The 24148-nt window shown below is 72.8% G+C and carries 22 protein-coding genes and 2 tRNA genes; 11 read left to right on the top strand and 13 right to left on the bottom strand.

What is annotated here, in order from left to right; translation table 11 throughout:
- Nucleotides 1-43 precede the first annotated feature (43 nt).
- Together ACFSC0_RS08695 and ACFSC0_RS08690 are read left to right on the top strand one after the other, a co-directional pair.
- Nucleotides 44-916 carry a DUF1206 domain-containing protein gene (locus tag ACFSC0_RS08695; protein WP_377283990.1) on the top strand — a complete coding sequence of 291 codons (873 nt, stop codon included), beginning with the start codon at nucleotides 44-46 and terminating at the stop codon, nucleotides 914-916.
- Nucleotides 917-1082: 166 nt separating this feature from the next.
- Complete coding sequence (locus ACFSC0_RS08690) at nucleotides 1083-1550, top strand: response regulator (protein WP_377283991.1); 468 nt, start codon at nucleotides 1083-1085, stop codon at nucleotides 1548-1550.
- Between the two features lie 109 nt (nucleotides 1551-1659).
- Here the strand turns inward: ACFSC0_RS08690 and ACFSC0_RS08685 are convergent.
- Nucleotides 1660-1735: transfer RNA gene (locus ACFSC0_RS08685), tRNA-Ala, on the bottom strand.
- Nucleotides 1736-1865: 130 nt separating this feature from the next.
- Between ACFSC0_RS08685 and ACFSC0_RS08680 the strand changes: the two genes are divergently transcribed.
- Nucleotides 1866-2183, top strand: a complete 318-nt coding sequence (locus ACFSC0_RS08680) for a YggT family protein (RefSeq protein WP_377283992.1) — start codon at nucleotides 1866-1868, stop codon at nucleotides 2181-2183.
- Between the two features lie 2 nt (nucleotides 2184-2185).
- Nucleotides 2186-2464: a DUF167 family protein gene (locus ACFSC0_RS08675; RefSeq protein ID WP_377283993.1), complete on the top strand. Its 279-nt coding sequence runs from the start codon at nucleotides 2186-2188 to the stop codon at nucleotides 2462-2464.
- Here ACFSC0_RS08675 and ACFSC0_RS08670 read toward each other — a convergent pair.
- The gene (locus tag ACFSC0_RS08670; RefSeq protein WP_377283994.1) at nucleotides 2461-3759 is read right to left on the bottom strand and encodes an ammonium transporter; all 1299 of its coding nucleotides are present in this window, start codon (nucleotides 3757-3759) and stop codon (nucleotides 2461-2463) included. The two genes, ACFSC0_RS08675 and ACFSC0_RS08670, sit on opposite strands and share 4 nt — an antisense overlap.
- A gap of 166 nt (nucleotides 3760-3925) precedes the next feature.
- Here ACFSC0_RS08670 and ACFSC0_RS08665 point away from each other — a divergent pair, with 166 nt between their 5' ends.
- Together ACFSC0_RS08665 and ACFSC0_RS08660 are read left to right on the top strand one after the other, a co-directional pair.
- Nucleotides 3926-4294 (top strand): hypothetical protein, encoded by a 369-nt coding sequence (locus ACFSC0_RS08665; RefSeq protein WP_377283995.1) that lies wholly within the window; start codon nucleotides 3926-3928, stop codon nucleotides 4292-4294.
- A gap of 196 nt (nucleotides 4295-4490) precedes the next feature.
- A complete protein-coding gene (locus tag ACFSC0_RS08660; protein WP_377283996.1) occupies nucleotides 4491-5291 on the top strand; it encodes a potassium channel family protein in 801 nt (266 codons plus the stop codon).
- Between the two features lie 42 nt (nucleotides 5292-5333).
- On the opposite strand, the gene ACFSC0_RS08655 is transcribed toward ACFSC0_RS08660, so the two are convergent.
- From ACFSC0_RS08655 to ACFSC0_RS08645, 3 genes are read right to left on the bottom strand one after another with little or no spacing between them, the layout of a single operon-like run.
- Nucleotides 5334-6761 (bottom strand): efflux transporter outer membrane subunit, encoded by a 1428-nt coding sequence (locus ACFSC0_RS08655; RefSeq protein WP_377283997.1) that lies wholly within the window; start codon nucleotides 6759-6761, stop codon nucleotides 5334-5336.
- Nucleotides 6762-6766: 5 nt separating this feature from the next.
- Nucleotides 6767-9943 carry an efflux RND transporter permease subunit gene (locus tag ACFSC0_RS08650; RefSeq protein WP_377355132.1) on the bottom strand — a complete coding sequence of 1059 codons (3177 nt, stop codon included), beginning with the start codon at nucleotides 9941-9943 and terminating at the stop codon, nucleotides 6767-6769.
- 1 nt (nucleotide 9944) lies between these two features.
- Nucleotides 9945-11093, bottom strand: coding sequence for an efflux RND transporter periplasmic adaptor subunit (locus tag ACFSC0_RS08645; protein ID WP_377283999.1), 1149 nt, complete (start codon nucleotides 11091-11093; stop codon nucleotides 9945-9947).
- A gap of 116 nt (nucleotides 11094-11209) precedes the next feature.
- Here ACFSC0_RS08645 and ACFSC0_RS08640 point away from each other — a divergent pair, with 116 nt between their 5' ends.
- Nucleotides 11210-11785 (top strand): TetR family transcriptional regulator, encoded by a 576-nt coding sequence (locus tag ACFSC0_RS08640; RefSeq protein ID WP_377284000.1) that lies wholly within the window; start codon nucleotides 11210-11212, stop codon nucleotides 11783-11785.
- Between the two features lie 43 nt (nucleotides 11786-11828).
- Here the strand turns inward: ACFSC0_RS08640 and ACFSC0_RS08635 are convergent, their stop codons facing one another.
- Together ACFSC0_RS08635 and ACFSC0_RS08630 are read right to left on the bottom strand one after the other, a co-directional pair.
- Complete coding sequence (locus tag ACFSC0_RS08635) at nucleotides 11829-13880, bottom strand: NAD(+) synthase (protein WP_377284001.1); 2052 nt, start codon at nucleotides 13878-13880, stop codon at nucleotides 11829-11831.
- A gap of 338 nt (nucleotides 13881-14218) precedes the next feature.
- Nucleotides 14219-14980, bottom strand: coding sequence for a LytTR family DNA-binding domain-containing protein (locus tag ACFSC0_RS08630; RefSeq protein ID WP_377355130.1), 762 nt, complete (start codon nucleotides 14978-14980; stop codon nucleotides 14219-14221).
- 153 nt (nucleotides 14981-15133) lie between these two features.
- Here ACFSC0_RS08630 and ACFSC0_RS08625 point away from each other — a divergent pair, with 153 nt between their 5' ends.
- Nucleotides 15134-16288, top strand: coding sequence for an acyltransferase family protein (locus ACFSC0_RS08625; protein WP_377284003.1), 1155 nt, complete (start codon nucleotides 15134-15136; stop codon nucleotides 16286-16288).
- A 13-nt stretch (nucleotides 16289-16301) separates the two neighbouring features.
- A complete protein-coding gene (locus ACFSC0_RS08620) occupies nucleotides 16302-17051 on the top strand; it encodes a hemerythrin domain-containing protein (RefSeq protein WP_377284004.1) in 750 nt (249 codons plus the stop codon).
- Between the two features lie 40 nt (nucleotides 17052-17091).
- On the opposite strand, the gene ACFSC0_RS08615 is transcribed toward ACFSC0_RS08620, so the two are convergent.
- From ACFSC0_RS08615 to hemC, 6 genes are all read right to left on the bottom strand, one after another.
- A complete protein-coding gene (locus ACFSC0_RS08615) occupies nucleotides 17092-17721 on the bottom strand; it encodes a hypothetical protein (protein WP_377284005.1) in 630 nt (209 codons plus the stop codon).
- Between the two features lie 90 nt (nucleotides 17722-17811).
- Nucleotides 17812-17887, bottom strand: a tRNA-Thr gene (locus tag ACFSC0_RS08610).
- 23 nt (nucleotides 17888-17910) lie between these two features.
- Nucleotides 17911-19452, bottom strand: a complete 1542-nt coding sequence (locus tag ACFSC0_RS08605) for a heme biosynthesis protein HemY (protein WP_377284006.1) — start codon at nucleotides 19450-19452, stop codon at nucleotides 17911-17913.
- A complete protein-coding gene (locus tag ACFSC0_RS08600) occupies nucleotides 19449-20330 on the bottom strand; it encodes a COG4223 family protein (protein ID WP_377355128.1) in 882 nt (293 codons plus the stop codon). Before ACFSC0_RS08600 ends, ACFSC0_RS08605 begins: the two co-directional genes overlap by 4 nt.
- Entirely contained in the window at nucleotides 20327-21031 is a 705-nt protein-coding gene (locus ACFSC0_RS08595) for a uroporphyrinogen-III synthase (RefSeq protein WP_377284008.1), read from the bottom strand. Before ACFSC0_RS08595 ends, ACFSC0_RS08600 begins: the two co-directional genes overlap by 4 nt.
- A complete protein-coding gene (hemC, locus tag ACFSC0_RS08590; RefSeq protein WP_377284009.1) occupies nucleotides 21028-21984 on the bottom strand; it encodes a hydroxymethylbilane synthase in 957 nt (318 codons plus the stop codon). Before hemC ends, ACFSC0_RS08595 begins: the two co-directional genes overlap by 4 nt.
- 69 nt (nucleotides 21985-22053) lie before the next feature.
- Between hemC and tsaD the strand changes: the two genes are divergently transcribed.
- A complete protein-coding gene (gene tsaD / locus ACFSC0_RS08585; protein ID WP_377284010.1) occupies nucleotides 22054-23142 on the top strand; it encodes a tRNA (adenosine(37)-N6)-threonylcarbamoyltransferase complex transferase subunit TsaD in 1089 nt (362 codons plus the stop codon).
- The gene (locus ACFSC0_RS08580; protein WP_377284011.1) at nucleotides 23139-24143 is read left to right on the top strand and encodes an NAD(P)H-dependent glycerol-3-phosphate dehydrogenase; all 1005 of its coding nucleotides are present in this window, start codon (nucleotides 23139-23141) and stop codon (nucleotides 24141-24143) included. Before tsaD ends, ACFSC0_RS08580 begins: the two co-directional genes overlap by 4 nt.
- Nucleotides 24144-24148 lie beyond the last annotated feature (5 nt).

The raw sequence follows: 24148 nt of genomic DNA, 5'->3' as shown, positions 1-24148 counted from the left end.
GCGCCGCTGGAGAGGGCCGTTGGCGGACCAAGCGCATCCCCCGATGAGATCCTGGCGCGAGGTGCGCGGATGGCTGGCGCAGGCGCCGCTGGGCGCCCTGGCCGAGCTCGCCTGCCGGGCCGGCTTCGTCTCGCGCGGGATGGTCTACGTCAGCGTCGGCGCCATCGCGCTGCTGGCCGCGGCGGGCCGCGCGCCCGGAGCGGCAGGCGCGGTGGAGGCGCTGCAGGCCTGGGCCGACTGGCCGGCCGGGACGCTGCTCCTGTGGCTCGCCGGCCTCGGCCTCTACGGCTTCGCCGGCTGGCGGCTGCTGCAGTCGGTGTTCGACGCCGACCGGCAGGGGACGGCGCCGGCGGCGCTGGCGACCCGGGCCGGGCAGGCGATCAGCGGCTTGGTGCACGCCGCCCTCGCGGTCGGCGTGTTCGGCCTGATCGACGCCCTGGCCGAGGCGCGCGAGGTGGACGACCTGGCCTCGACCCGCCAGACCGTGCAGCAGGTGCTGGACTGGCCCGGCGGCGCGCTGGCGATCGCCGCCTGCGGCCTGTTCATCGTCGGGGTCGGGCTGGGCAACCTCGTGCAGGCGGCCGGCCGGCCGCACAAGAAGCTCGTCTGTCCCCGCCGGGTGGCGCGCCTGGCGGCCGGGCTGGGGCGGCTGGGTCACCTGGGCCGGGGCGTCGCCTTCCTGCCGCTGGGCCTGGCCATGCTGCGGGCCGGCCAGCAGGCCTCCGCCGGTCCTGCGCAGGGCCTGGGCGGGGCGCTGGACGCGCTGCGCGGCTATCCGTTCGGCGAGGCTCTGCTGGCGCTGGCGGGGCTCGGCCTCGTCGCCTTCGGCCTGTTCGCCTTCCTGGAGGCCCGCTACCGCACGCTCGGGGCCGCGGAGACCGTCGAGGCCATCGCCTCCTCGCCCGCGCCGGCCTAGAGCGGCCGCAGGATCCGCGCACAGTTTCGCGCGCGTGCTCCAGAGATTTCGTCCCTGCTTGGGGCCAAACCCCCTGGCGTCTTGCGCCGGGGAGTTGCTAGGGAAGGTGTTTCGCGACCCCTTGGGGCCCCGCCCGTCCCTGCCGAAGACCCGAGGTTCGATGCCGATGACGTGGCTTGCCGACGATGTGCGCCTCCTAACGCCCACCCTCGGCGCGGATCCGCCGCCGCAGTCCTCGCCCGGCGGCGATCCGCACGCCGGGCTCGAGGACCTGAAGGTGATGATCGTCGACGACGAGTTCCTGGCCGCCTGGCACCTGCAGGCGCTGCTGGAGGACATGGGGGTCGTCCAGAGCGAGCTGGCGCACGATGGGCCGAGCGCCCTGGAGGTGGCCGCCCGCTTCCAGCCCGACCTCGTCCTGATGGACATGAACCTGGGCCCGGGCATCGACGGCGCCGAGACGGCCCGCCAGCTGCTCGCCGAGCGCCCGCTGCGGCTGATCTTCATCACCGCCTACGGCGACGCCACCACCATCGGCCGCATCCAGGAGGCCGCCCCCGGCGCCGCCGTGCTGATCAAGCCGGCCAACCCCGCCCGGCTGCGCGACCTGGTGATCGGCGCCCAGCCGCACTGAGCCGCGCCGGCCCCTGACGGGCCGCCTGTCTCTGGAAATCTGTCCTGGGCCCTCCTTCGCCCGAAGGCTTCGGAGGGCACCCTGCGTTGCGCTTACGCGCGGAGCAGGATGGTGGAGCCGAGGGGAGTCGAACCCCTGACCTCCTCATTGCGAACGAGGCGCTCTACCAACTGAGCTACGGCCCCAGGAAGGCGCGGAATAAGGCGGGTCGGAGCGCTGGTGTCAAGGGCGAGGTGCGGCGCCAGATGTCGCGTGCGCTTGCCAGGGGCTTGGCCGCCCCGCTAGATGCGCCGGCCCCTGCAACCGGACCCGGAAATGGCCGCCCTTCTCCAGTTCCTCTATTTCATCCTGAACGGCCTGATGACCCTGCTGGTCTGGGCGATCATCATCAGCGCCGTGCTGTCCTGGCTGGTGGCGTTCGACGTCATCAACCTGCGCAACCAGTTCGCCTACAACATCGTGCGCTTCCTCGACGCGGTGACACGGCCGGTGCTGCGGCCGTTCCAGAGGATCATTCCGCCGCTGGGCGGCGTCGACATCAGCCCGATCATCGTCATCCTGGTGCTGACCGGCATCCAGCAGTACCTGCTGCCGGCCCTGTTCAACTTCCTCCTGCGCACCCTCGCCTTCTGACCATGCGCCTGGCCGTGCGGGTGACGCCCCGCGGCGGGCGGGACGCCGTCGAAGGCTGGACGCGGGACGAGGCCGGGCGGGCGGTGCTGAAGGTGCGGGTGGCCGCCGCGCCCGCCGACGGATCGGCCAACGCGGCGGTGCTCGCGCTGCTCGCCAAGGCGCTGAAGCGGCCCAAGTCGTCCCTCAGCCTGGTCTCCGGCGAGACGGCGCGGCTGAAGCTGGTCGAGGCCGAAGGGGTCGACCAGGCGGCGCTGGAAGCCGCCTTCGGGCCTGCGCCCTAGGGGTTGAACGCCCGCTCGCCGTGGTCGTGCATGTCGAGGCCCTCCTCGATCGCCTCGTCGCGATGGCGCAGGCCGACGGTGAACTTCACCGCCAGGACGATGAGCACGCTGGCGATCGCCGACCAGACGACGGTGACGGCCACGCCAAGCGCCTGGACGCCCGCCTGGCGGCCCATGGTCATGCCCTCGCCGAGTCCGGCGCCGCCGAGCTCGGGCGCCGCCAGCAGGGCCAGCATCAGCGTCCCCAGGATGCCGCCGACGCCGTGCACGGCGAAGACGTCGAGGGAGTCGTCGATGCGGATCCTGTTCCGGATCAGGTCGACGGCGAAGAAGCAGACCACGGCCCCGGCCGCGCCCAGGATCACGCCGCCGACCGGGCCGACGAAGCCCGAGGCGGGCGTAACGGTCGCCAGGCCGGCGATGACGCCGGTGACCAGGCCGACCATGCTGGCCCGCTTGAAGCGCATCTTCTCGATCGCCGCCCAGGTGAGGCCGGCGGCGGCGGCGGACAGGTGGGTGGCCGCCAGGGCCGACCCTGCCGCCCCGTCGGCCGCCAGCGCGCTGCCGCCGTTGAAGCCGTACCAGCCGACCCAGAGCATGGCCGCGCCCATCATGGTCATGCCGGGGTTGTGCGGCGGCGACAGGTCAAAGGGGTAGCCGTCGCGCGGGCCCAGCATCCTGGCCAGCACCAGCGCCGAGACGCCCGCCGTGGCGTGCACCACTAGCCCGCCGGCGAAGTCCTTCACCCCCATGTCGGCCAGGAAGCCGCCGCCCCACACCCAATGGGCGACCGGGGCGTAGACGAGGTAGAGCCACAGGCCGCTGAACAGCAGCACCGCGCCGAATTTGATCCGCTCCACATAGGCCCCGACGATCAGCGCCGGGGTGATGATCGCGAAGGTCATCTGGAACATGAAGAAGACGCTCTCCGGCAGCGCGCCGGAGAGGTCCTCGCGGCCGACGGACAGCAGGGCGAACTTGGCGAGGTCGCCGAGGAAGGCGCCGTCGCCGGAGAAGGCCAGGCTGTAGCCGCCGAACAGCCAGAGCACCGACATCAGACAGGCGATGGCCACGCAGTGCATCATCACCGAGAGCACGTTCTTCACCCGCACGAGGCCGGCGTAGAACAGGGCCAGGCCCGGCAGGGTCATGAACAGCACCAGCGCGGTGGCGGTGAGGATCCAGGCGGTGGCGGCGCCGTCCAGCGCCGGCTCCTGGGCCGCGGCGGGGCCGGCCCAGAGGGCGATCCCGGCCGCCAGAGCGGCGGCGCAGCCGCGCGTAAAACGAGCCTTCATCTGATCGCCCTCCCCCTGGCGACGGCCGACCTGCCTGAGCCGTAGGCAGCCCTGGCTATAACGTTGTTCGCCGTCGGTCGTAAATCAGGCGCCCGGCGGCCGACGAGGACGGAACACAGGGCCTCGCCGCCGGCTTCTCCCCGCGAGCCCAAAGGGAGAGACCACCATGCCCGAGAACCAGAGCCAGCCCCGCACCGGCGGCCACGGCAATCCCGGCGGCGAGCCCAGGCTCTCGCCCCAGCCCGACAAGCCGGCGCCCGAGCGCCCGTCCGACACCGAGGCCGCCCATGCGCCGGAGGAAGGGCGCTCGGTGCGCGATCCACGGCTGACCACGCCCGAACAGCGCGACAGCCGCGCCGACCAGAACTTCGGCAGCCTCGAGGGTCACCCGCAGCGCGACAAGCGCGGCGACTACGGCGCGCAAGGGATGAAGGGCACGGACGCGGGGACCGCCGGGGCCGAGTTCGCCGACCGGATGGACCCCGACGCGGTGCGGACCCAGACCGATTCCGAGGGCCGCAGAAATCCGCACTGAGCCGTAGGAACCTCTCATTTGACAGGCCGTTCAACGGTCGCTGTTCGGCGACTTGCCTGTCGAGAAGAGCAGCGGCGATCGGCCCGGCGCACCCCTAGGCACCCCCCCGACCACGGCCGGGCCGATCGCACCCCCTTCCCATCCGGCGATCCGCACCCGACCTTAGGGCCGGAAGCTCGAGCGGAGGCGCGACACCTTGGTGGAGACGGGAGCCGGATACAGCCTGGCCACTCGGATCGCGCGGCTGCGCATCCGACTTAGCCACCTCTACCATGGCCACACGCCGCAGGCGGTCCGCTTCCGCCTGGCGGTGATCGGGGTGGACCTGGCGCTGATCGCCTTCTTCATCGCCGCCCCCTTCCTTCGGAAGACCCCGGCCTTTCTGGTCGTCGACTATCTGGTCGCCTTCATCCTGGCGGTGGACCTGGGCGCCCGCGCCCTGGCCGCGCGCAAGGCCAGCGAGTGGATCCGGCGGCCGATCGTCTGGGTCGACATCTTCGTCCTGCTGACCCTGCTGTTCCCGCAGTGGCTGTTCAACCTGGCCTTCCTGCGGGTGCTGCGGATCTGGACCCTGTTCAACTCGGACTTCTTCTGGGACACGGTCGGCCGGCGCTACGACGACACCCGGTTCGAGGAGATCATCCGCACCCTGGCGGGCCTGGTCACCTTCGTCTTCGTGGCGACCGGCTTCGTCTACACCAGCTTCATCGGCCAGGGCGCCGGCATCGCCGGCTACCTGGATGCGCTCTATTTCACCGTCACCAGCCTGACGACCACCGGCTACGGCGACATCACCCTGCCGGGGTCCTGGGGCAAGGTGCTGTCGATCGCCATCATGGTCAGCGGCATCGGCTTCTTCGCCCGGCTGGCCACCTCGCTGTTCCGGCCCGGCAAGGTGCGCTTCCGCTGCCCGACCTGCGGCCTGCTGCGGCACGAGCCGGACGCGGTCCACTGCAAGGCCTGCGGGACCCTGCTGAACATCCCCAACGACGAGTAGGTCGACGCGGGGTGACTGGTTGGGCCTGGACGGCCCTACCTGTCACCCCTCGACCGCGGCCCGGGCCGTGGCCTGCGCCTGCGGCGTGTCCCAGCCGCCGCCGAGGGCCTTGAAGAGGACGATCTGGCCGTCGGCCGCGGCGGCCTGGGACTGGGCGAGCTGCAGCTCCAGCTGGGCGACGCGCTGCTCGGCGATCAGCACGGCCAGCAGGCTGTCGGCGCCGGCCTCGTAGCGCATCCGCGACAGGCGGGCGGCCTCGCGTCCGGCCTCCAGGGCGCGCTCCAGGGCCGCGCGCCGGTCGAGCTCGCGCGCGTAGCGGACCAGGGCCGTCTCGGTCTCCTGCAGAGCCGACAGCGTCGTCTGCTCGAACTGGGCCAGGGCCGCATCGGCGCCGGCGCTGGCCTGCCGCACGCGGGCGCGGGCGGCGGCGACGTTCGGGAACGACCACTGGATCAAGGGGCCGATGCTGAAGCTGAAGTCGTCGCCGAAGCTTCCCCCCGCATCGTTGGTCGAGAGGGCCCCGCCCAGGGTGACGCGCGGGTAGAGATCGGCGGTGGCGACGCCGATGCGGGCGGTCGCCGCGGCGAGCCGGCGCTCGGCCTCGCGCACGTCCGGCCGGCGGCGGAGGAGCTGGGTCCCGTCGCCGACCGGGATCGGTCGGGCGAGCGTCGGCACCGTCGGACAGTCCCGCACGGCGGCCGGGGCCTCGGCGGGCGGGCGGCCGGTCAGCACCGCCAGCCGGAACAGCGCCGCCTCGCGCGCGGCCCGGAAGGGCGGCAGGGCCGCGCGGGTGGTCTCCAGCTCCGAGGCCGCGGAGGCCACGTCCAGGCCGTTGCCGCGCCCGACGTCCAGCTGCCGGCGGGTGAGGTCGTAGGTGTCCTGCTGCAGCTTCACGGCCCGCTCGCCGGCGGCGATCTGCATGTTGGCCGCGCAGGCGTCGGCGTAGGCCCGGGCCGTCTCGCCGGCCACCGTGATCCGCACCGCGTCCAGCACCGCCTGGGCGGCGCCGGCGTCGGCCTGGGCGGCCTCCACCGACCGGCCGATGCGGCCGAAAAGGTCGACTTCGTACGAGACGTCGATGCCCGCCGACGAGACGGTGTCCTCAACCCCCTCGCCGGTGAACGGGTCCGGCTGGCGGACCCGCTGGGCCGAGCCGCTGACCAGCGTGCCGGGCAGACGCGCCGCGCGGGTTTCCCCGAGCACCGCCCGCACCCGCTCGAGGTTGGCCCGCGCGACGGCGATCTCGCGGTTGTTGGCCAGGGCCTCGGCCACCAGGGTCTCCAGCGCCGGGTCCTGGTAGAGCCGCCACCAGTCGGCGGGCGGCGCCTCGGGCGTGAACACCGGCTCGGCCGAGGCGACGAAGGCGCCGCCCGCGGACGGCGGGGTCCCCGGGGCCTGGTAGTCGGGCCCGGCGGCGCAGCCGGCCAGCACGGCGGCCGCGGCCAGGGTGGAGAGCAGACGCGTTCTCATCTCGGCTACTCCGCCGCTTCGAGCTGGGGCGCCGGCGGCGGCGGCGCGGTCTTGCGCCGCAGGGCGCCCCGGAGGCGGTCGCCGAGGTCGCGGCAGACCACGTAGAACACCGGCGTGAACACCAGGCCGAAGGCGGTCACCCCGATCATCCCGAAGAACACCGCGGTGCCCAGCGCCTGGCGCATTTCCGCGCCCGGGCCATGGGCGAAGGCCAGCGGCACGACGCCCGAGATGAAGGCCACCGAGGTCATCAGGATCGGCCGCAGCCGGACGCGCGCGGCGTCGACGGCCGCCTGGAACCGGTCGAGGCCGTGATCCTCGCCCTGCTTGGCGAACTCGACGATCAGGATGGCGTTCTTGGCCGCCAGGGCCATCAGGACGAGCAGGCCCACCTGGGTCAGGATGTTGTTGTCCTGACCGCGCAGGTTGACGCCCAGGAAGGCCGCCAGCAGGCACATCGGCACGATCAGGATCACCGCCAGCGGCAGACTCAGCGCCTCGTACTGGGCGGCCAGCACCAGGAACACCAGCACCGCCGCGAGCACGAAGATGATCGTCCCGCTGCCGGTGGACCGCTCCTGCAGCGCAAGCTCGGTCCATTCGAAGCCGAAGCCCTGGGGCAGCGCCTGGTCCGCGATCTTCTCCATGGCCACCAACGCATCGCCCGAGGAGACGCCCGGCGAAGCCGCGCCCTGCACCTCGGCGGCGGGGTAGAGGTTGAAGCGCACCACCCGCACGGGGCCGGTCTCCTCGCGCAAGGTGGCGAGGGAGCCGATCGGCGTCATCTCGCCCGAGGGGCCGCGGACGCGCAGGTTGGCGACGTCGGCCGGATCGTCACGCTCGCTGGCTTCGGCCTGGGCCGTGACCCGGAAGGTCCGGCCGAGCAGGTTGAAGTCGTTGACGTAGGTCGAGCCGAGGTAGGAGCCGAGCGCGCCGTAGACCTGGCTGGGGTCGATGCCGAGCATCAGCGCCTTCTCGCGGTCCACGTCGGCGACGAGGCGGGGCGAGCCGGTGTTGAAGCCGGAGAAGACCCCGGTCACCGCCGGCTCCTGCATGGCGCCGCCCATCACCGCGTTGGCCGCCGCCTCGAGCTGGCGGTAGCCCGCGCCGGAGCGGTCCTGGACCATCATCTTGAAGCCGCCGGCGTTGCCCATGCCTTCCACGGGCGGGGGCGGCAGGAAGAAGACGCTGGCCTCCTCGATGGCCCCGACCTTGCCCATCAGCTGGCCGGCCAGCTCCTGGGCGGACGGCCGCGTGCCGTATTCGTCGAGGGCGACGAAGAAGACGCCCGCGTTGGAGCTGGCCGAGAAGCTCGCCCCGTCCATGCCGGCGAAGGCCGCCACGGTCTCGACGCCCTCGGTGTCGAGCGCCGCCTGCCAGGCCTTGCGCATGGCCGCTTCCGTGCGGTCGAGCGAGGCGCCGGGCGGCAGCTGGACGACGCCGATCAGGAAGCCCTGGTCCTGCTCCGGGATGAAGCCGGTGGGGGTCTCGGCCATCCGCCAGCCGGCCATCACGATGAGCCCGGCGTAGACCGCCAGCACGACCACCGTGGTGCGCACCAGCCGGCCGGTGAGCCGGCCGTAGCGGGTGCTCAGCCAGTCGAAGCCGGCGTTGAACTTGCGGCCGGCGGCGCCGAGGGCCCGCAGCCAGGCCGGACCCGTGGGCGCGCCGTGGCCGTGCGGCTTGAGCAGAATGGCGGCCAGCGCCGGCGACAGGGTCAGCGAGACCAGCAGCGACAGGGCCGTGGCGGCCGAGATGGTCACCGCGAACTGCCGGTAGAACTGGCCCGGGATGCCCGGCATGAAGGCGGCCGGCACGAACACCGCCATCAGCACCAGGCCGATGGCGATCAGCGCCCCGGAGACCTCGTCCATGGTCTTGTAGGCCGCCTCGCGCGGACTGAGCCCCTCGCGGATGTGCCGCTCGACGCTCTCCACCACCACGATGGCGTCGTCGACGACGATCCCGACGGCCAGCACCAGGCCGAACAGCGACAGCGAGTTGATCGAAAAGCCCAGCGCCAGCAGCACCGCGAAGGTGCCGATCAGGGCCACGGGAATGGCCACGATGGGGATGATCGCCGCCCGCCAGGTCTGCAGGAAGACGACCACCACGATGACCACCAGGAAGCAGGCCTCGATCAGGGTGCGCTGCACCTCGTTCACGGACGCCTGGACGAACTCGGTCGGGTTGTACGGCACGCGGATCCGCGCGTCGGCCGGCAGGTCGGCCTTGGACTCTTCGAGCACCTTGAGCACGGCGTCGGCCGTGGCCAGGGCGTTGGATCCGGGCTGCTGCAGGATGGCCATCGCCACGCCGGGCTCGCCGTCGAAGAAGGCGCGCATGTTGTAGTCCTGCGCGCCGAGCTCCACGCGCGCCACGTCGCGCAGGTGGATCACCCGCCCGTCGGCGTCGGTGCGCACGACGATGTCGCCGAACTCCTCCGGGCTGGAGAGGCGGCCCTCGACCTGCACCGGCAGCTGGTGGGCCGGGCTGACGCCGTCGTGCGGCGCCTGGCCGATCATGCCGCCGGCGGCCTGGATGTTCTGCCGCCGCAGGGCCTGGATGACGTCCTCGGCGGTGAGGCCGCGGGCGGCCGCCTTGGCCGGGTCGATCCACACCCGCATCGAGTAGATGCCGCTGAACAGCTGCACCCCGCCGACGCCCTCGACCCGCAGCAGCCGGTCGCGAAGGGTGGTGTAGGCGTAGTTGCCGATGTGGCCGAGATCGGCGTCCGGAGTCTTCGCCGAGAGCGCCACGACCATCAGGAAGCCGGTGAGCTGCTTGTTCACGGTCACGCCGACCTGGCGCACCTGCTCGGGCAGGCGCGGCTCGGCGACCGAGACGCGGTTCTGGACCAGCACCTGGGCGTCGTCGAGATCGGTCCCCTGGCGGAAGGTGACCATGATCTGGGCCATGCCGTCGGCGGTGGAGGACGAGGTCATGTAGAGCATGCCCTCGACCCCGTTGATCTCCTGCTCGATCGGGGCGGCGACCGTCTCGGCCACCGTCTCGGCCGACGCGCCCGGATAGACCGCCGTGATGGCGATCGTCGGCGGGGCGATGTCGGGATACTGGGCCAGCGGCAGCACCCGGAAGGCGAAGGCGCCCACCAGGGTGATGACGATCGAGATCACGGCCGCGAAGATCGGCCGGTCGATGAAGAACCGCGAGAAGCGCATCTCAGGCTCCGGTGGCGGGGGTGGCCACCGAAGCGGCCGGCGGCGGCGAGGCGCGGGCGGCCTCGGCCGGGGCGGAGGCGGGCGTCAGCTTGACGGTGCGGACCTGGACCTTCTGGCCCGGCATGATCCGCTGCACGCCGCCGACGACCACCTGATCGGTGGGCTTCAGGCCCGCCCGGATGACCCGCAGGTCGCCGCGCAGCGGCCCGAGCGTCACCGGACGCAGGCTGGTCGAGCCGTCCTGCGCCACGACGTGCACGGCGCGCCGGGCGCCGTCGGTGACGACGGCGGTGTCGGGCACCAGCAGCGCATCGTACGCGGCGCCGCTCTCGACGCGGGCCCGACCGAACATCCCCGGGCGCAGGAACCCGCCGGGGTTCTGCACCACGGCGCGCATGCGCACGGCGCCGGAGCGGCCGTCCACGGCGTTGTCCAGGAAGTCGACCCGGCCGACCCAGCGGTGGTCGGCCTCGTCCTGCAGGCGGATCTGCACCCGGCCCTGGCCGGCGCCGTTCCGCAGCCGCTCGAGAAGCTGGCCCTCGGAGGCGTCGAAGACGAAGTGGATGGGGGAAACCGAGACGACCGTCGTCAGCACGTCGGCCTGCGACGAGCCGCCGGCGATGACGTTGCCCGGGTCGACCTTGCGGTCGGAGACCACGCCGGACACCGGCGCCGTCACGCGGGTGAACTCCAGGTCCAGCGCGCGCGAGCGCACCGCCGCCTCGGCGACGGCGAAGGCGGCCCGACGGTTCTCGTATTCCTCCTGGCTGATCGCCTGGGCCTTCAGCAGCTCCTCAGCGCGCTGCAGCTCGCGGCGGGCGAGGTCCGCCTGGGCGCGGGCGGCGGCGAGCTGGGCCTGGGCGGGCCGGGGATCGAGGGTGAAGAGCAGCTGGCCCTTCTTCACGAAGCTGCCTTCGGTGAAGTGGGCGCTCTGCAGGAAGCCGCCCGTGCGGGCGCGGACCTCCACCTGCTCGGGCGCTTCGAAGCGGCCGGGGAACTCCTGCCAGTCCACCACCGTCTGCTTGAGCGGGACGGCGACGGAGACCTGGGGCGGGGGCGGCGCCGGCGCGGCCTGCCCCTGTGCGTTGCAGGATGCGAGCAGGATCGCGGACGCACCCGCCGCCGCAACCGACGCGAGCTTGTACAACATGGATTATCCCCTAGGCTCCCGGGGAGAGGAGCCAAGTCAACGAGCGATGACTTCTATAAAGTGACGCCACGTACCCTGCGCAAGTCGGCTAGCCGCCAAAACCGGAAAAAAGCCACATGATCCCGCCCGGCGTCCTGCGCGCTCGCAACGCCATGGTGACCCGCCAGGCGATCCTCGACTGCGCGCGGGTGCGCCTGCGCGAAGAGGGCTACGACGCGGCCAGCCTGCGCGAGATCGCCGCCTGCGCCGGGGTCGATGCGGCGCTCGTCTCCCGCTACTTCGGCTCGAAGGAAGATCTGCTGGTCGAGGTGCTGCAGACCGGCCGCCCGCCGGTGGAGCTGTTCACCGGCCCACGCGAGGGGTTCGGCGAGCGGGTCGCGGACCTCCTGGTCTGCACCCCGCCGGACGACAGCAAGCTCGACTGTCTGATCATCATCCTCCGCTCGCTCTCCTCGCAGGCCGCCGCGGAGGCGATCCGCCAGTCGAGCCGGGCGAACTTCTACGCCCCGTTCGTCGAGTGGCTGGGCGGCGGCCCCGAGGCCGAGGTCAAGGCGGCGCTTCTCGCCGCGATCATGAAGGGGGTGACTTTGTCCCGCTTCATGGACGAGGGCTTCGGCTTCTCGGAAGGCGAGACCACCTGCTTCCGCGACCGTCTGGCCGAGACCCTGCAGCGGGTCGTGGACGGCGGTTAAGCGCTGAGCCCTACCTCCCCCGCGCAGCGGCGGGAGGTAGAAACTAAGCGGGGACGTTCGCCTCCAGCTCGTCGAGCCAAAGCCGGGCCGAGGAGTCCGAGGGCGCGCGCCAGTCGCCCCGCGGCGAAAGGTTGCCGCCGGAGACCACCTTGGGCCCGTTGGGCATCGCCGAGCGCTTGAACTGCTGGGTGAAGAAGCGCTGCAGGAACACCCGCAGCCAGCTCTTGATGGTCGCCAGGTCGTACTCGTTGCGCGCCTCGTCCGGGTAGTGGGCGGGCCAGTCGCCGGCCGTGCGGTCGCGCCAGGCGTGCCAGGCGAGGAAGGCGATCTTCGAGGGGCGCAGGCCGAACCGGCTCAGGTGGAAGAGGTTGAAGTCCTGCAGCTCGTAGGGGCCGACGATGGCCTGGGTGCTCTGGATCTTGGCCCCCGGCTCGGCCGGCACCAGCTCGGGCGAGATCTCGGTGTCGAGCACCGACAGCAGGACCTGCGAGGCCTGCTCGTCGAACTGGCCGGTCTTGGCGACCCAGCGGATCAGGTGCTGGATCAGCGTCTTCGCCACCGAGCCGTTGACGTTGTAGTGGCTCATCTGGTCGCCGACGCCGTAGGTGCACCAGCCGAGCGCCAGCTCCGACAGGTCGCCGGTGCCGAGCACGAAGGCCCGCCGCTGGTTGGCCAGGCGGAACAGGTAGTCGGTGCGCAGCCCCGCCTGCACGTTCTCGAACGTCACGTCATAGACCGGCTCGCCCTTGGCGAAGGGGTGGCCCATGTCGCCCAGCATCTGCCGGGCGGCCGGACGGATGTCGATCTCCTCGGCGGTGACGCCGAGCGCGCGCATCAGCGCCCAGGCGTTGGACTTGGTCCCCTCGCTGGTGGCGAAGCCCGGCATGGTGAAGGCCTGGATGCCGGTGCGCGGCAGGCCCAGGGCGTCGAACGCCTTGCAGGCCACGATCAGGGCGTGGGTGGAATCCAGGCCGCCGGAGACGCCGATGACGATCCGCTCGCCGTTTGTCGACTGCAGCCGCTTGATCAGCCCCTGCACCTGGATGTTGAAGGCCTCGTAGCAGTCCTGGTCCAGGCGGGCGGGATCGTTCGGCACGAAGGGGAAGCGGTCGTTCGGCCGGATCAGCCCGACGTCCGCGAAGGCCGGCTGATGGGCGAAGCGCACCCGGCGGAACTCGAACTCCGGATGGCCGGCGGCGACGGCGGCGTCGTTGAAGGTCATGGTGCGCATGCGGTCGAGCCGCAGCCGCTCCACGTCGATGTCGGCGACCACCATCTGGCTCCTGGCCGGGAACCGCTCGGAGGCGGCCAGAAGCTGGCCGAGCTCGTAGATCATCGCCTGGCCGTCCCAGGCCAGGTCCGTCGTGCTCTCGCCCGGGCCCGCGGCGGCGAAGACGTAGGCCGCCTGGCAGCGCATCGACTGGCTGGCGCAGAGCATCGCCCGCTCCTCGGCCTTGCCGACCAGCACGTTGGAGGCCGACAGGTTCAGGAGGATGAGCGCGCCGGCCAGAGCCCCGTTGATCGACGGCGGGGCGGCAAACCAGAAGTCCTCGCAGATCTCCGCGTGGAAGACGAAGTCGCGCAGGTCCTCGGCCTCGAACACCAGGTCGACGCCGAACGGGACGGTCTGGCCGGCGAAGGCGACGTCCAGCCCCTTCAGTCCGATGCCGGAGGCGAACCAGCGCTTCTCGTAGTACTCGCGATAGTTCGGCAGGAACGACTTGGGCACGACGCCCAGCAGCCGGCCGCGCGAGATCGCCAGGGCGCAGTTGTAGAGCCGCCCGTTGCGCCGCACCGGCGCGCCGACGACCAGCACAGGCGCGAGCTTGCGGCTCGCCTCGATCAGGCTCGCGACGGCGGCCTCGACGTCGTCCAGCAGGGCGTCCTGCAGGTGCAGGTCGTCGATGGCGTAGGCGCTGATCCCCAGCTCCGGGAACAGCATCAGGTCGACGCCATTCTCATGTCCCTCGCGGGCCAGGGCCAGGGTCTCCTCGGCGTTGGCCCTGGGGTCGGCGACCGTCACCCTCGGCGTGCAGGCGGCCGTCCGCACGAAGCCCTGGCGGTGGATGGAGAAGAAGCGGTCGGTCCTGGCCATGATCTCTACTTAAGCTGAGAGGGGTTAAGACCCAAGGTCCGCTCGATTTCCTCGCCCCTTGTGGGCGCCGAGCCAAACCACCACCGCTCATCTCGGCGGAGGCCGGGACCCACAATGGCGGACTCAGACGTGGGTTCCAGAAACGCAGCGCCCTTCCAGCCAAGGCTGCGCCTTGGATCTGGGTCCCGGCCTTCGCCCGGATGAGCGGATATCTTGTGGGATGGGTGACAGGTAGGGCTGCGCCCAACCAGTCACCGACGCTCTCCGGTGACAGGTAGCGCCTTGTCGGCGCGACCTGTCACCCCGCTCTCAATTTAGCGCCTATCGGCCTCCGCGCCTCACCCCAACCCCGCCCGATACCTGCGGCTGCCGGCCAGACGGGCGCCGTCGCGCAGCACCGCCTCGAAATCGCCGGAGGGCTTGGTCTCGATCTCGGCCACGTGGGCGCGGCTGACCAGGCGCGAGCGGTGGATGCGGACGAAGCCCGCCGGGGCGAGGTCCTGCTCCAGGCGCGACAGCGGCGCGCGGTGGAGCACCGTCTTGCCCCCCGCGTGCACCTCCACATAGTTGCCGGCCGCCTCCAGCCAGCCGATGTCGGCAAGCGGGATCAGGTGGCGGCGGGCGCCGTCGCGAACCTCCAGCACCGTGGGCCCTGCCGGCGCGGGCGCGGGGGCGATCTGCACCCGGTTCCACAGCCAGTAGAGGCTGACGATGGCGGCGTAGACCAGCAGGTCCTTGCGCAGCTCGTACGGCCACTCCGAAAGCGGGCCGAGCGGGTCGTAGCGGTCGCCCAGCAGCCGGTAGGCGGCCCAGCGGATCGCCCCCATGGCCGACACATGCACCAGTGAAAAGACCAGCGCCGCCGGCAGGTGGACCGCAATGCGGGGCCAGCTCAGGCCCGGCCGCAGCAGCGTGCGGCGTGCGAGCCACAGCACCGCCGGGGCCATGGCCAGGATCACCGCCACGCTGGAGACCTCCCAGACCGCCGGCTCCCAGAGCGGGACGGGCGCGCCGACGCGGGCGCGGTCGTGAGCGACGTTCAGCACGTCGAACACCACGACCACGGCCATGACGGCGACCATCGCGGCCCAGAACAGCATCTCGCTGCGGCCGCCGCTCGTCACGGAAGGCCCGCCGCTCGTCCCAGACGGGTCCGGGCTCGTCACGGCCGGACCGCCGCCGGAACCGCGGCGCTCGCCCGGAGCCGGCGCGCGGCGGCAGGGATGGGGTGCAATCCGTCAGAGGAAGCCGCCATGTCCACCCGCCGCCACGACCTCGACGCCCTGCGCGTCGGCGCCTTCATGCTGTTGATCCTCTACCACCTGGGCATGTTCTACGTGCCCTGGGGCTGGCACGTGAAGAGCAGCCACATCGTTCCCGAGCTCCAGCCGCTGATGGAGGTGGTGAACCCCTGGCGGCTGACCCTGCTGTTCGTCATCTCCGGCGCGGCGACGCGGTTCATGGCCGACAGGCTCGCCACCGGGCGGATGTTCAAGGAGCGCTCGGCCCGCCTGCTGGTCCCCCTCCTCTTCGGCATGGCGGTGATCGTCGCTCCGCAGAGCTGGGCCGAGGTGGTGGAGAAGAACGGCTATGCCGGCTCCTTCCTCGACTTCTGGCCACGCTACCTGTCGTTCGACCAGAGCTTCGGCATCATCCTGCCGACCTACAACCACCTGTGGTTCGTGGCCTACCTGTGGGTCTACACCGCCGCCGCCCTGGCGCTGCGGCCCTGGTGGGACCGGCTGGACGCCGTGATCGCCCGCATCGGCGGCTTCCCCGCGCTGCTGATCGTCGCCGCCGCGGTCTTCGCGCTCATCGAGGCCACGGCCGGCCGCGCCTGGGGCGAGACCCACATCGTCTTCGCCGACGGCTACGGCCACCTGCACTACGGCCTGGCCTTCTTCATCGGCCTCTCCATGGCCCGCCTCGACGCCGCCTGGGAAGGCCTGGAGCGGGGCCGCTGGATCTCGCTGGCGCTGGCCGCCGCCGTCGCCGCGCCGGGGCTCTACATCGGCCTTTCCGGCCTGGACGAGCGCCACGCCGCCGCCCGCCTCGCCGACGACCTGATCCACGCCACCTACGCCTGGGCGGTGATCTGCGCCCTGTTCGGCTTCGCCCGCCGCCACATCCGCCGCGGATCGAAGACCCTGACGATGCTGACCGAGGCGGTCTTCCCCTTCTACATCGTCCATCAGACGACCATCGTCATGGCCGGCCACGTCCTGAAGCCCTACGGTCTGCCGGTCCTCGCGGAGGCGGGGCTGATCCTGGCCGCCACCGCCGCCAGTTGCTGGCTGGCCTACGACCTGGCCCGCCGCATCCCCCTCCTGCGGCTGCCGATGGGGCTGAAGCCCATTCCCCGCGCCCGCCCGGAACGAGACGCCGCCAAGCTTGTTACTCCGGCATAGATCGGAGGCGCCCGTGGCCGAGTTCCGCCCGCAAGACCCCATGTCGACCGCCAATGCGCAGAACCCGTCGACCGCCAGTCCCGAGCCGCGCAGCTTCGCCGCCGCCGGCCCGGGCGCCGCGCCGGCCAGGGACGCGCTGGAGCTGCTCGCCGACGACCACCGCGAGGTCGATCGGCTGATCGGCGAGTACGAGACCTGCTCGAGCCTGCTGGACAAGGTCTCGATCGTCGAGCGGCTGTGCCTGTCGCTGACCATCCACGCCCAGATCGAGGAGGAGCTGTTCTACCCCGCCCTGCGCCAGGCCGGCGTCGACCGGCGCGACCTGGACGAGGCGGTGGTCGAGCACATGACCCTTCGGCAGTTCGTCGCCGACCTGGAGAGCGCCAGCGTCGACGATGCGCTGATGGACGCCAAGGTCCGGGTGCTGGGCGAATACGTCCGCCGCCACGTCGAGGAGGAGGAGGCCGAAATGTTCGAGGCCGCCCGCACCAACCTCGACCTTGGCCTGCTCGGCCAGCGCCTGGCCGCCCGCAAGACCGAGCTCTGCCGCGAGGCCGCCCTCAACCTGAAGTCCCGCCTGCGCGCCTCCGGCGGCCCCGCCGCCCAGCTCGCCGGCGACCACCCCACCAGCTCCATGCGCGCCATCCCCACCCCCTTCCGCGCCGCCTCGGCCCTCGCCGACCTGGCGCTGACGGTGCTGCCGGGCGGCGGACGGCTCAGGCGCGTGATGCGGCCGTGGGAGGAGCGGCGGCCGCGGGGGTAGAATGCGGCTCGAGCTCCTGAGGCGAAGGGCGGGCGGTGATCTAAGCGATCGCAGTCACTGGCGCTGCCGCGCGAAGATCCTCGGCACTGCGAACGAAGTCCACTCGGCCCTCCGCACTGACCAGCGCGATCTCCAGGCCAGCTGCCGCGCACCGAGGCATCAACCTGTTGGCAATCCGCAGGACTTCATCGGTGAACGGCAGCACCGCCACTTGCCGGCTTCCGTCTAGGGGCAACAACATCAACTGGCCCACCAGCTCAGAGAGGCCCTTTCGCAGCCGAGACTTCTGCCCAGCGTGGTTAGAGTTGATAACTCCCCCCTTGCACTCCGCCACCACTCTCCGCCCGGCGACTACTCCAACGACATCACCGAGGCCCGACGCAGGACGTACGATGATGTTGGCGTCCTCTCGAACATAGCGCCCACCGTATGCCGTGGTCCCCAGCGCCTCCACGCGTTCGAATCCGAGGTTCAACAGGAACGCGGAGATGTCGAAGATCTTCGCGTGTTCACCGTCTGGGTGGATGTAGACCGTTCCAGTCCCCTCCGTCTGTTCCAGGAGGTGCAAGGCGAAAGCAAGCATCACCGCGGCCTCTGTGAGGCGCAGCTCCACGCCACCGCTCGCGAACGCACGCCGCCTTTCAGGCGGCTCATACTCCGTGAGGAACATCGGTCAGTCCAACTCTCGAAAGGCCGTGGCGCGTCAGCAAATGCTACGGAGCAGCATAGCCGTTGGAAAGCGGCCAACATCGAGCGAGGGTGGTGCCGCCTGCGTGACTCGAACACGCGACCTACGCATTACGAATGCGCCGCTCTACCGGCTGAGCTAAGGCGGCCTAGGGCCCGGCTAGGGGAGGGCCTATTTAGCGGCCCTTGGGGCGTTCGCCAAGCGGCGGCGCGCGGTGGAGAGGCGGGAACTCCGCGCGGAGCGTTCGGCGGGCGCCGGCGGCGGAGGTTCGGGGGCCTCTTCGTCGTAGCCGTCGTAGGCGCCGGGATAGAGCAGCGACTCCAGGTCGGCCGCCCCCAGCAGGGGCGCGGAGTCGGCGTAGAGGGCGGGAAGCTCCGGCAGCTCGGTCATGGTCCGCTCGCGCCGCTCCAGGCGCGGGTGGATGAGCTCGCCGCTCTCGGCGAAGGCGGAGACCAGGCGGGCCCAGTCGCCGGGCTGGTAGGCGAAGGCGCGGCCCTCAGGGTCGAGGTCGGACCAGTCGGCCTCCTGCGGGGCGGCGAGGCCCCGGGTGGTCCACATGCGCGCCTCGTCCGGGTCGCGGGCGGCGTAGGCGAGGCGCGCGAACAGGCCGGCGGTGCGGGCGGTGATCGGCTCGGCCTGCAGGGCCTTGGCGGACTCGCGCGCGGCCTGCGGGTCGCCGGCGATCAGCGCCTGCTCGACGGCCAGGATGCGGCTTTCGCGATGGTGCGGGTTGAGGGCGACGAGGCCCGCCAGCCGCTCGGCCCGCTGACGCGGCGTCTCGTCGGTTCGCAGGTCGCGGTAGGCGAGCCACAGGGCCGGGTGGGGCGCGGCCTTCCAGGCGCCTTCGATGAGGCCGGCGGCGCGCTGGGCCTTGCCGTCGCGGGCCAGCAGGCGAGCGGCCATGACCACGCCGGGGGCGAAGCCGGGCTGCAGCTTGGCGGCCTCGCCGGCCCGGTCGAGCGCCTGAGCGCGGGCCTTGGGATCGGCGTCGGCCTCCAGCCGGGCGGCGGAGGCGGCGAGCAGGGCCGCCCGGGCGCGCTCGGCGACCAGCGGCGAGACCACCTTGCGGTCGACGCCGGAGCGGACGAGGTCCAGCGCCCCGTCCCAGTCGCCGGCCTCGAGCCTGGCCTCGAGCAGCGCGCGCCAGGCCCAGCGGGCGGTGCGCGGCAGGGCGTAGGCGGCCTCGGCATGGGCCAGGGCCGAGTCGCGCTGGCCGGCGTCGGCGGCCAGCATCATCAGCCCCTTGTGGCCGGCCAGCCGCATCTCCGGGAAGCTGAGCATGGCGGTGTAGGCGGAATGCGCGGCGGCGGAGTCGCCGGCCACGTCCGCGGCCAGGGCGGCCAGCACCCGCACCAGGCCGGGGGTGTCGTCGGCCAGGTCGGCGGCCTTGGCGGCCAGGCGCCGGGCCTCCGAGCCGTCGGCGGCGGCGACGGCCAGGAAGCCGCGGGTCAGCACCTCGTTGGCCTGGCGGCGGCGGATCTCGGCGCGCACGCGGGCGGCTCGGCGGGGCGATTCGATGATCCACAGAGCCAGCCGCCAGACGATGGTCGCCGCCAGCGAGAAGCCGAGGATCAGCAGGGCGGCGGTGGCCGCCGTCATGTCGGCGCGCCAGCCGAGCCAGATCAGGCTCGCCCGGCCCGGCTCGCCGGTGACCGCCAGGATGGCGACGATCATGCCGGCCACCAGGACGAAGGCGAGGGCGGCGCGGATCACGAGGCCGCTCCCGCCGGCGGCGGGCGGGCGGCGGCGGCGAGCTGGGCGAGGGCCTGGGCGCGCAGGGCGGCCACGCGACGGTCGATCTCGGCCCGCCGCTCGGCCCGGGCCAGCCAGGGCCCCAGGGCTTCCCGTCCGGCGGACGGCAGGCCGTAGAGGGTGCGGACCGCGCGGTCGACCTGACCGTCCTCGAGCTGGCGCTCGGCGCGGGCGATCAGCGCGTCGGGCCCCTCGCCGGGAACCTCGCCGACCCGGCGCAGGGTGACGATGCGCGAGAAGGCGTGGCCGACGCGCTCCAGCAGGCTGGCGCCCTCGCCCGGGGCGCGGCTGGCGACGGCGGCCCGGGCGGCATAGTCGGGGAAGCTGTCGGCCAGGGCCGAGCGGCTCGGCGCGCCGGCGCGGGCCAGCGGCTCCAGCGCCGCCAGCTCCGGCAGGTTGGGGGCGAGCGTGCGCAGCGCCGCCAGCTCGTCGGCGAAACCGCCCGTGCCGCGGGAGGCCTCCATGAGGGCGGCGGCGGCGAGCGCCGCGGCGGCGGCCCCGGACGTGCGGGCCTGTTCCTGCTCAAGCGCGGCGAGCCGCTCGCCCACGGCGCCGAGCTCGGCGGGGGCGGGCTGCGCAGCGGACGGCGCGGGCTCGGCGGGCGCGGCGGCCAGCGGGGGCGATATCGCCGGGGCCGGCTCGGCGGCGGGCGCCGGCTCGGGGGCCTCCGCGCGCATCGTGAACGGCTTGGGGCCCAGCACCCCCAGCAGCCAGCCCACGAGCACCGCCAGAACCACCAGCGCGACGAAGGCGGCGCGGCCCAGTCCCGGGCGCCGCGGCCGGGCGTAGCTCGCCGGGTCGCGGGGGGCGGTCATCTCGGCCTCGTCAGCGGCGCTCATGGCGTGTCGATCAGCCTCAACAGGTCCGTTTCGGCCGGACGCTGGGGAAAGAGCTTGGCCGAGAGGGAGAGTCCCGCCAAGGGGGCCAGCACCGCTTGCGACAATCCGAGCGCGCGAAGTTGCGGCAGGGGGCTTTCGCGCAACAGGTCGGCCAGGGCCCCGGCGGCCTTGGCCGAGTGGAGCAGCACGTCGTCCATCCGCTTCAGGCGGTTCAGGTCCCGCTTGCCGAGCTTCACCGGCAGGCTCTCGTAGACGTCCAGCCGCCGCGCCTCGAGGCCGTGGGCGGTCAGGGCCCCCACCAGGTCTCCGGCCGGCTCGGTGGCGGAGGGATGCAGGATCGGCCCGTCGGCGAAGGTGTGCCGGCCGACGATGGCCTGGGCCAGGGCCGCGACGTCGCCGTCGGCCGACAGCACGGTCGTGAAGCCCGCCTCCTGCGCGGCCAGCGCCGTCGCCCCGCCCACCGCATAGACCTTGAGGTCGCGCCGCCCGCACCCTTGCGCGAAGGCGCGCACGGCGTTGGCGCTGGTGAAGGCGAGCGCGGCGATGTCGTCCACGTCCGGCGTCACGCCGGCCAGGCGCCGGACCTCCAGCAGCGGAAGCACGAACGGCTCGTGGCCGAGGGCGCGGACGCGGCCGGCGGTGGCGTCGGCGCCGGGGCGGGCGCGGGTGATCCAGACCTGCCGCTTGCGCCTTCGCCTCATTCGAAGACGATGGCCTCGCCCGCCTCTTCCCGGATGGCGACGCCGAGCGAGGTCCCCAGGTCGCGGGCCGCCTCGATCGGCGAGGCCAGGGCCGAGAGCTCCGCCGAGCCTTCGCGGCGGAAGCGGGCGGAGCCGTCGGGGGTCAGCGCCTCGACGACCAGCTGCAGCTGCCCGCCGGCCAGCCAGGCGTGGGCCCCGATGGGCGTGCGGCAGGAGCCTTCCAGCGCCCGCAGCGCGCCCCGCTCGGCCGCGACCGCCACCGTGGTGGCCGCATCGCGCACGGCCTCCAGCCAGGGAGCGTCCTGGTCCTTCACCCGGGTCTCGATCGCCAGCGCCCCCTGCCCGGGCGCCGGCGGCGAGTCGTAGGGGTCGATGAGGCTGCGGGCGTGAGCCTCCAGGCCCAGCCGCTTCAGGCCCGCCAGCGCCAGCAGGATGGCGTCGGCCTCGCCGTCGGCCAGCTTGCGGATTCGGGTGTCGATGTTGCCGCGCAGCAGCTGGACGTCCAGGTCCGGCCGCCGGTGCAGCGACTGCGCCTGCCGCCGCAGCGAGGCGGTGCCCAGGCGCGCGCCCTGGGGCAGGTCCTCGATGCGGTCGGCCTGGTGGCTCAGGAAGGCGTCGCGCGGGTCCTCACGCTCGGGGATGGCGGCGATGGTCAGGCCCTCGGGGCAGTCGGCCGGGACGTCCTTCATGGAGTGGATGGCGCAGTCGATGCGGCCCTCCAGCAGCGCCTCCTCGATCTCCTTGGTGAACAGCGCCTTGCCGCCGATCTCCAGCAGCCGGCGGTCCTGCACCCGGTCGCCGGTGGTGGTGATGACCACCAGCGGGGCCACGGCGTCGGCCTCGTCGGGGCCGTACCCCAGGGCGGCGGCGATGCGGCGCTGGATGTGTCCGGCCTGGGCCAGGGAAAGCTTGGAGCCGCGCGCCCCAATCCGGACGAGTGGTTGCGTAGCCACGATGGGGCGTCTACCTCGCAGGCTGAAGGAGCCCCGTCAGCTACAGGAGCCGGGGGCAGGCCGCAACGGATGACCGACCTCACCGTCCTGGGACTGGAGACCAGCTGCGACGAGACCGCCGCCGCCGTCGTGCGGCGCGCGGCCGACGGGCGCGTGCAGGTGCTCTCGTCGGTGATCGCCAGCCAGATCGCCGAGCACGCCCCCTACGGCGGCGTGGTGCCGGAGATCGCCGCGCGGGCGCACGTGGAATCCATCGACGCGATCGCCGCCCAGGCGATAGCCGAGGCGGGCGTGACCTACGCCGACCTCACCGGCGTCGCCGCCACCGCCGGCCCCGGGCTGGTGGGCGGGGTGATGGTGGGCCTGTCGTTCGGCAAGGCGGTGGCGCTGGCGCGGGGGATCCCGATGATCGCGGTCAACCACCTGGAGGGCCATGCGGTGTCGGCCAGGCTCGCGGCCGACCTGCCCTACCCCTTCCTGCTGCTGCTGGTCTCCGGCGGCCATTGCCAGCTGCTGGCGGTGGAGGGGATCGGCCAGGCGCGGCGGCTCGGCTCGACCATCGACGATGCGGCCGGCGAGGCCTTCGACAAGATCGCCAAGACCCTGGGCCTGCCCTACCCCGGGGGACCTGCGCTGGAGAAGCTGGCGCAGGGCGGCGATCCTGAGCGCTTCCCCCTGCCCCGCGCCCTGCTGGGCCGCAAGGACTGCGACTTCTCCTTCTCCGGCCTGAAGACCGCGGCGGCGCGGATCGCCGAGACCCTGACCACCGAGGACGAGCGGCGGGACCTCGCCGCCTCGGTCCAGACGGCGATCGCCCGTCAGCTGGCGGAGCGCAGCGACCGGGCCATGGCGGCTTACGCCCAGGCCCACCACGGGTTCGGCCTGCGGTTCGTGGTGGCCGGCGGGGTCGCGGCCAACAAGGCCGTGCGGGCCAGGCTCGAGGAGACGGCGTCTGCGCGCGGCTTCTCCTTCACCGCCCCGCCGCTGGCCTACTGCACCGACAACGCCGCGATGATCGCCCTGGCCGGCGCCGAGCGGCTGGCGCTGGGCGAGGCCCATCCGATGGACGCCCCGGCGCGCCCACGCTGGCCGCTGGACGAGGCCGCCGCGCTCGCGAGCCCGACCCACGTTCCCGGCCGCAAGGGCGCCAAGGCGTGAGGCGGGCGGGGATCATCGGCGGCGGCGCCTGGGGCACGGCGCTCGCCCAGGTCTGCGCCCGGGCCGGCCTGTCCGTGCGCATCTGGGCCCTGGAGGCCGAGGCGGTCGCCGCCATCAACGAGACCCAGGAGAACAGCCTGTGGCTCCCCGGCGTGCCGCTGGAGCCGGAGATCGTCGCCACCACCAGCCTCTCGGATTTGGCGGACGCCGACCTGATCCTGGCCGTGCCGCCGGCCCAGCACATGCGCGGCACGCTGCAGAGGTTCGCGCCGGACGCCAAGCCGGGCCTGCCGGTGGTGCTCTGCTCCAAGGGCTTCGAGCAGGGCTCGCTGAAGATGATGACCGAGGTGCTGGCCGAGACGCTGCCGCAGGCGCGTCCGGCGGTGCTGTCGGGCCCCAGCTTCGCCGCCGAGGTGGCCCGCGGTCTGCCCACCGCCGTCACTCTGGCCTGCCCCGACGAGGCGCTCGGCCGGGCGTTGGCCGAGGCCATCGCGACGCCGACCTTCCGGCCCTACCTGGCCGACGACGTGATCGGCGCCGAGGTCGGCGGAGCGGCCAAGAACGTGCTGGCCCTGGCCTGCGGCATCGTCGAGGGCAAGGCCCTGGGCCGCAGCGCCCACGCGGCCCTCATCACCCGCGGCTTCGCCGAGATGACCCGGCTGGGCGTGGCGCTCGGCGCCAAGGCCGAGACCCTGGCCGGCCTTTGCGGCCTGGGCGATCTGGTGCTGACCTGCTCCAGTCCGATGAGCCGCAACATGTCGACCGGCATCGCGCTCGGACAGGGCAAGCCGCTGGCCGAGATCCTCGCCAGCCGCGCGGCCGTGGTGGAGGGCGTCGCCTCCGCGCCGCCCGTCCGCGAGCTGGCCCGCAAGCTCGGGGTGGACGCGCCGATCTGCCAGGCGGTGGCGGCCATCGTCGCCGGCGAGGTCAGCGTCGACCAGGCCATCGAGGGGCTGCTCTCCCGGCCACTGCGGCCCGAGCGGTCCGACGCCTTCAACTGACAGGA

This window comes from Phenylobacterium terrae (assembly GCF_042681205.1).
Classification (GTDB): Bacteria; Pseudomonadota; Alphaproteobacteria; order Caulobacterales; family Caulobacteraceae; genus Phenylobacterium; species Phenylobacterium terrae.
The sequence above is the reverse complement of the archived record's forward strand: the minus strand, read 5'-3'. Positions and strand labels throughout refer to the sequence as shown.

Excerpts from the sequence above, each read along its gene's own strand:
- ACFSC0_RS08695 (WP_377283990.1), top strand. The coding sequence starts at position 44 with ATGAGATCCTGGCGCGAGGTGCGCGGATGGCTGGCGCAGGCGCCGCTG.
- ACFSC0_RS08690 (WP_377283991.1), top strand. The coding sequence starts at position 1,083 with ATGACGTGGCTTGCCGACGATGTGCGCCTCCTAACGCCCACCCTCGGC.
- ACFSC0_RS08680 (WP_377283992.1), top strand. The coding sequence starts at position 1,866 with ATGGCCGCCCTTCTCCAGTTCCTCTATTTCATCCTGAACGGCCTGATG.
- ACFSC0_RS08675 (WP_377283993.1), top strand. The coding sequence starts at position 2,186 with ATGCGCCTGGCCGTGCGGGTGACGCCCCGCGGCGGGCGGGACGCCGTC.
- ACFSC0_RS08670 (WP_377283994.1), bottom strand. The coding sequence starts at position 3,759 with ATGAAGGCTCGTTTTACGCGCGGCTGCGCCGCCGCTCTGGCGGCCGGG.
- ACFSC0_RS08665 (WP_377283995.1), top strand. The coding sequence starts at position 3,926 with ATGCCCGAGAACCAGAGCCAGCCCCGCACCGGCGGCCACGGCAATCCC.
- ACFSC0_RS08655 (WP_377283997.1), bottom strand. The coding sequence starts at position 6,761 with ATGAGAACGCGTCTGCTCTCCACCCTGGCCGCGGCCGCCGTGCTGGCC.
- ACFSC0_RS08650 (WP_377355132.1), bottom strand. The coding sequence starts at position 9,943 with ATGCGCTTCTCGCGGTTCTTCATCGACCGGCCGATCTTCGCGGCCGTG.
- ACFSC0_RS08645 (WP_377283999.1), bottom strand. The coding sequence starts at position 11,093 with ATGTTGTACAAGCTCGCGTCGGTTGCGGCGGCGGGTGCGTCCGCGATC.
- ACFSC0_RS08640 (WP_377284000.1), top strand. The coding sequence starts at position 11,210 with ATGATCCCGCCCGGCGTCCTGCGCGCTCGCAACGCCATGGTGACCCGC.
- ACFSC0_RS08635 (WP_377284001.1), bottom strand. The coding sequence starts at position 13,880 with ATGGCCAGGACCGACCGCTTCTTCTCCATCCACCGCCAGGGCTTCGTG.
- ACFSC0_RS08630 (WP_377355130.1), bottom strand. The coding sequence starts at position 14,980 with ATGCTGTTCTGGGCCGCGATGGTCGCCGTCATGGCCGTGGTCGTGGTG.
- ACFSC0_RS08625 (WP_377284003.1), top strand. The coding sequence starts at position 15,134 with ATGTCCACCCGCCGCCACGACCTCGACGCCCTGCGCGTCGGCGCCTTC.
- ACFSC0_RS08615 (WP_377284005.1), bottom strand. The coding sequence starts at position 17,721 with ATGTTCCTCACGGAGTATGAGCCGCCTGAAAGGCGGCGTGCGTTCGCG.
- ACFSC0_RS08600 (WP_377355128.1), bottom strand. The coding sequence starts at position 20,330 with ATGAGCGCCGCTGACGAGGCCGAGATGACCGCCCCCCGCGACCCGGCG.
- ACFSC0_RS08595 (WP_377284008.1), bottom strand. The coding sequence starts at position 21,031 with ATGAGGCGAAGGCGCAAGCGGCAGGTCTGGATCACCCGCGCCCGCCCC.
- tsaD (WP_377284010.1), top strand. The coding sequence starts at position 22,054 with ATGACCGACCTCACCGTCCTGGGACTGGAGACCAGCTGCGACGAGACC.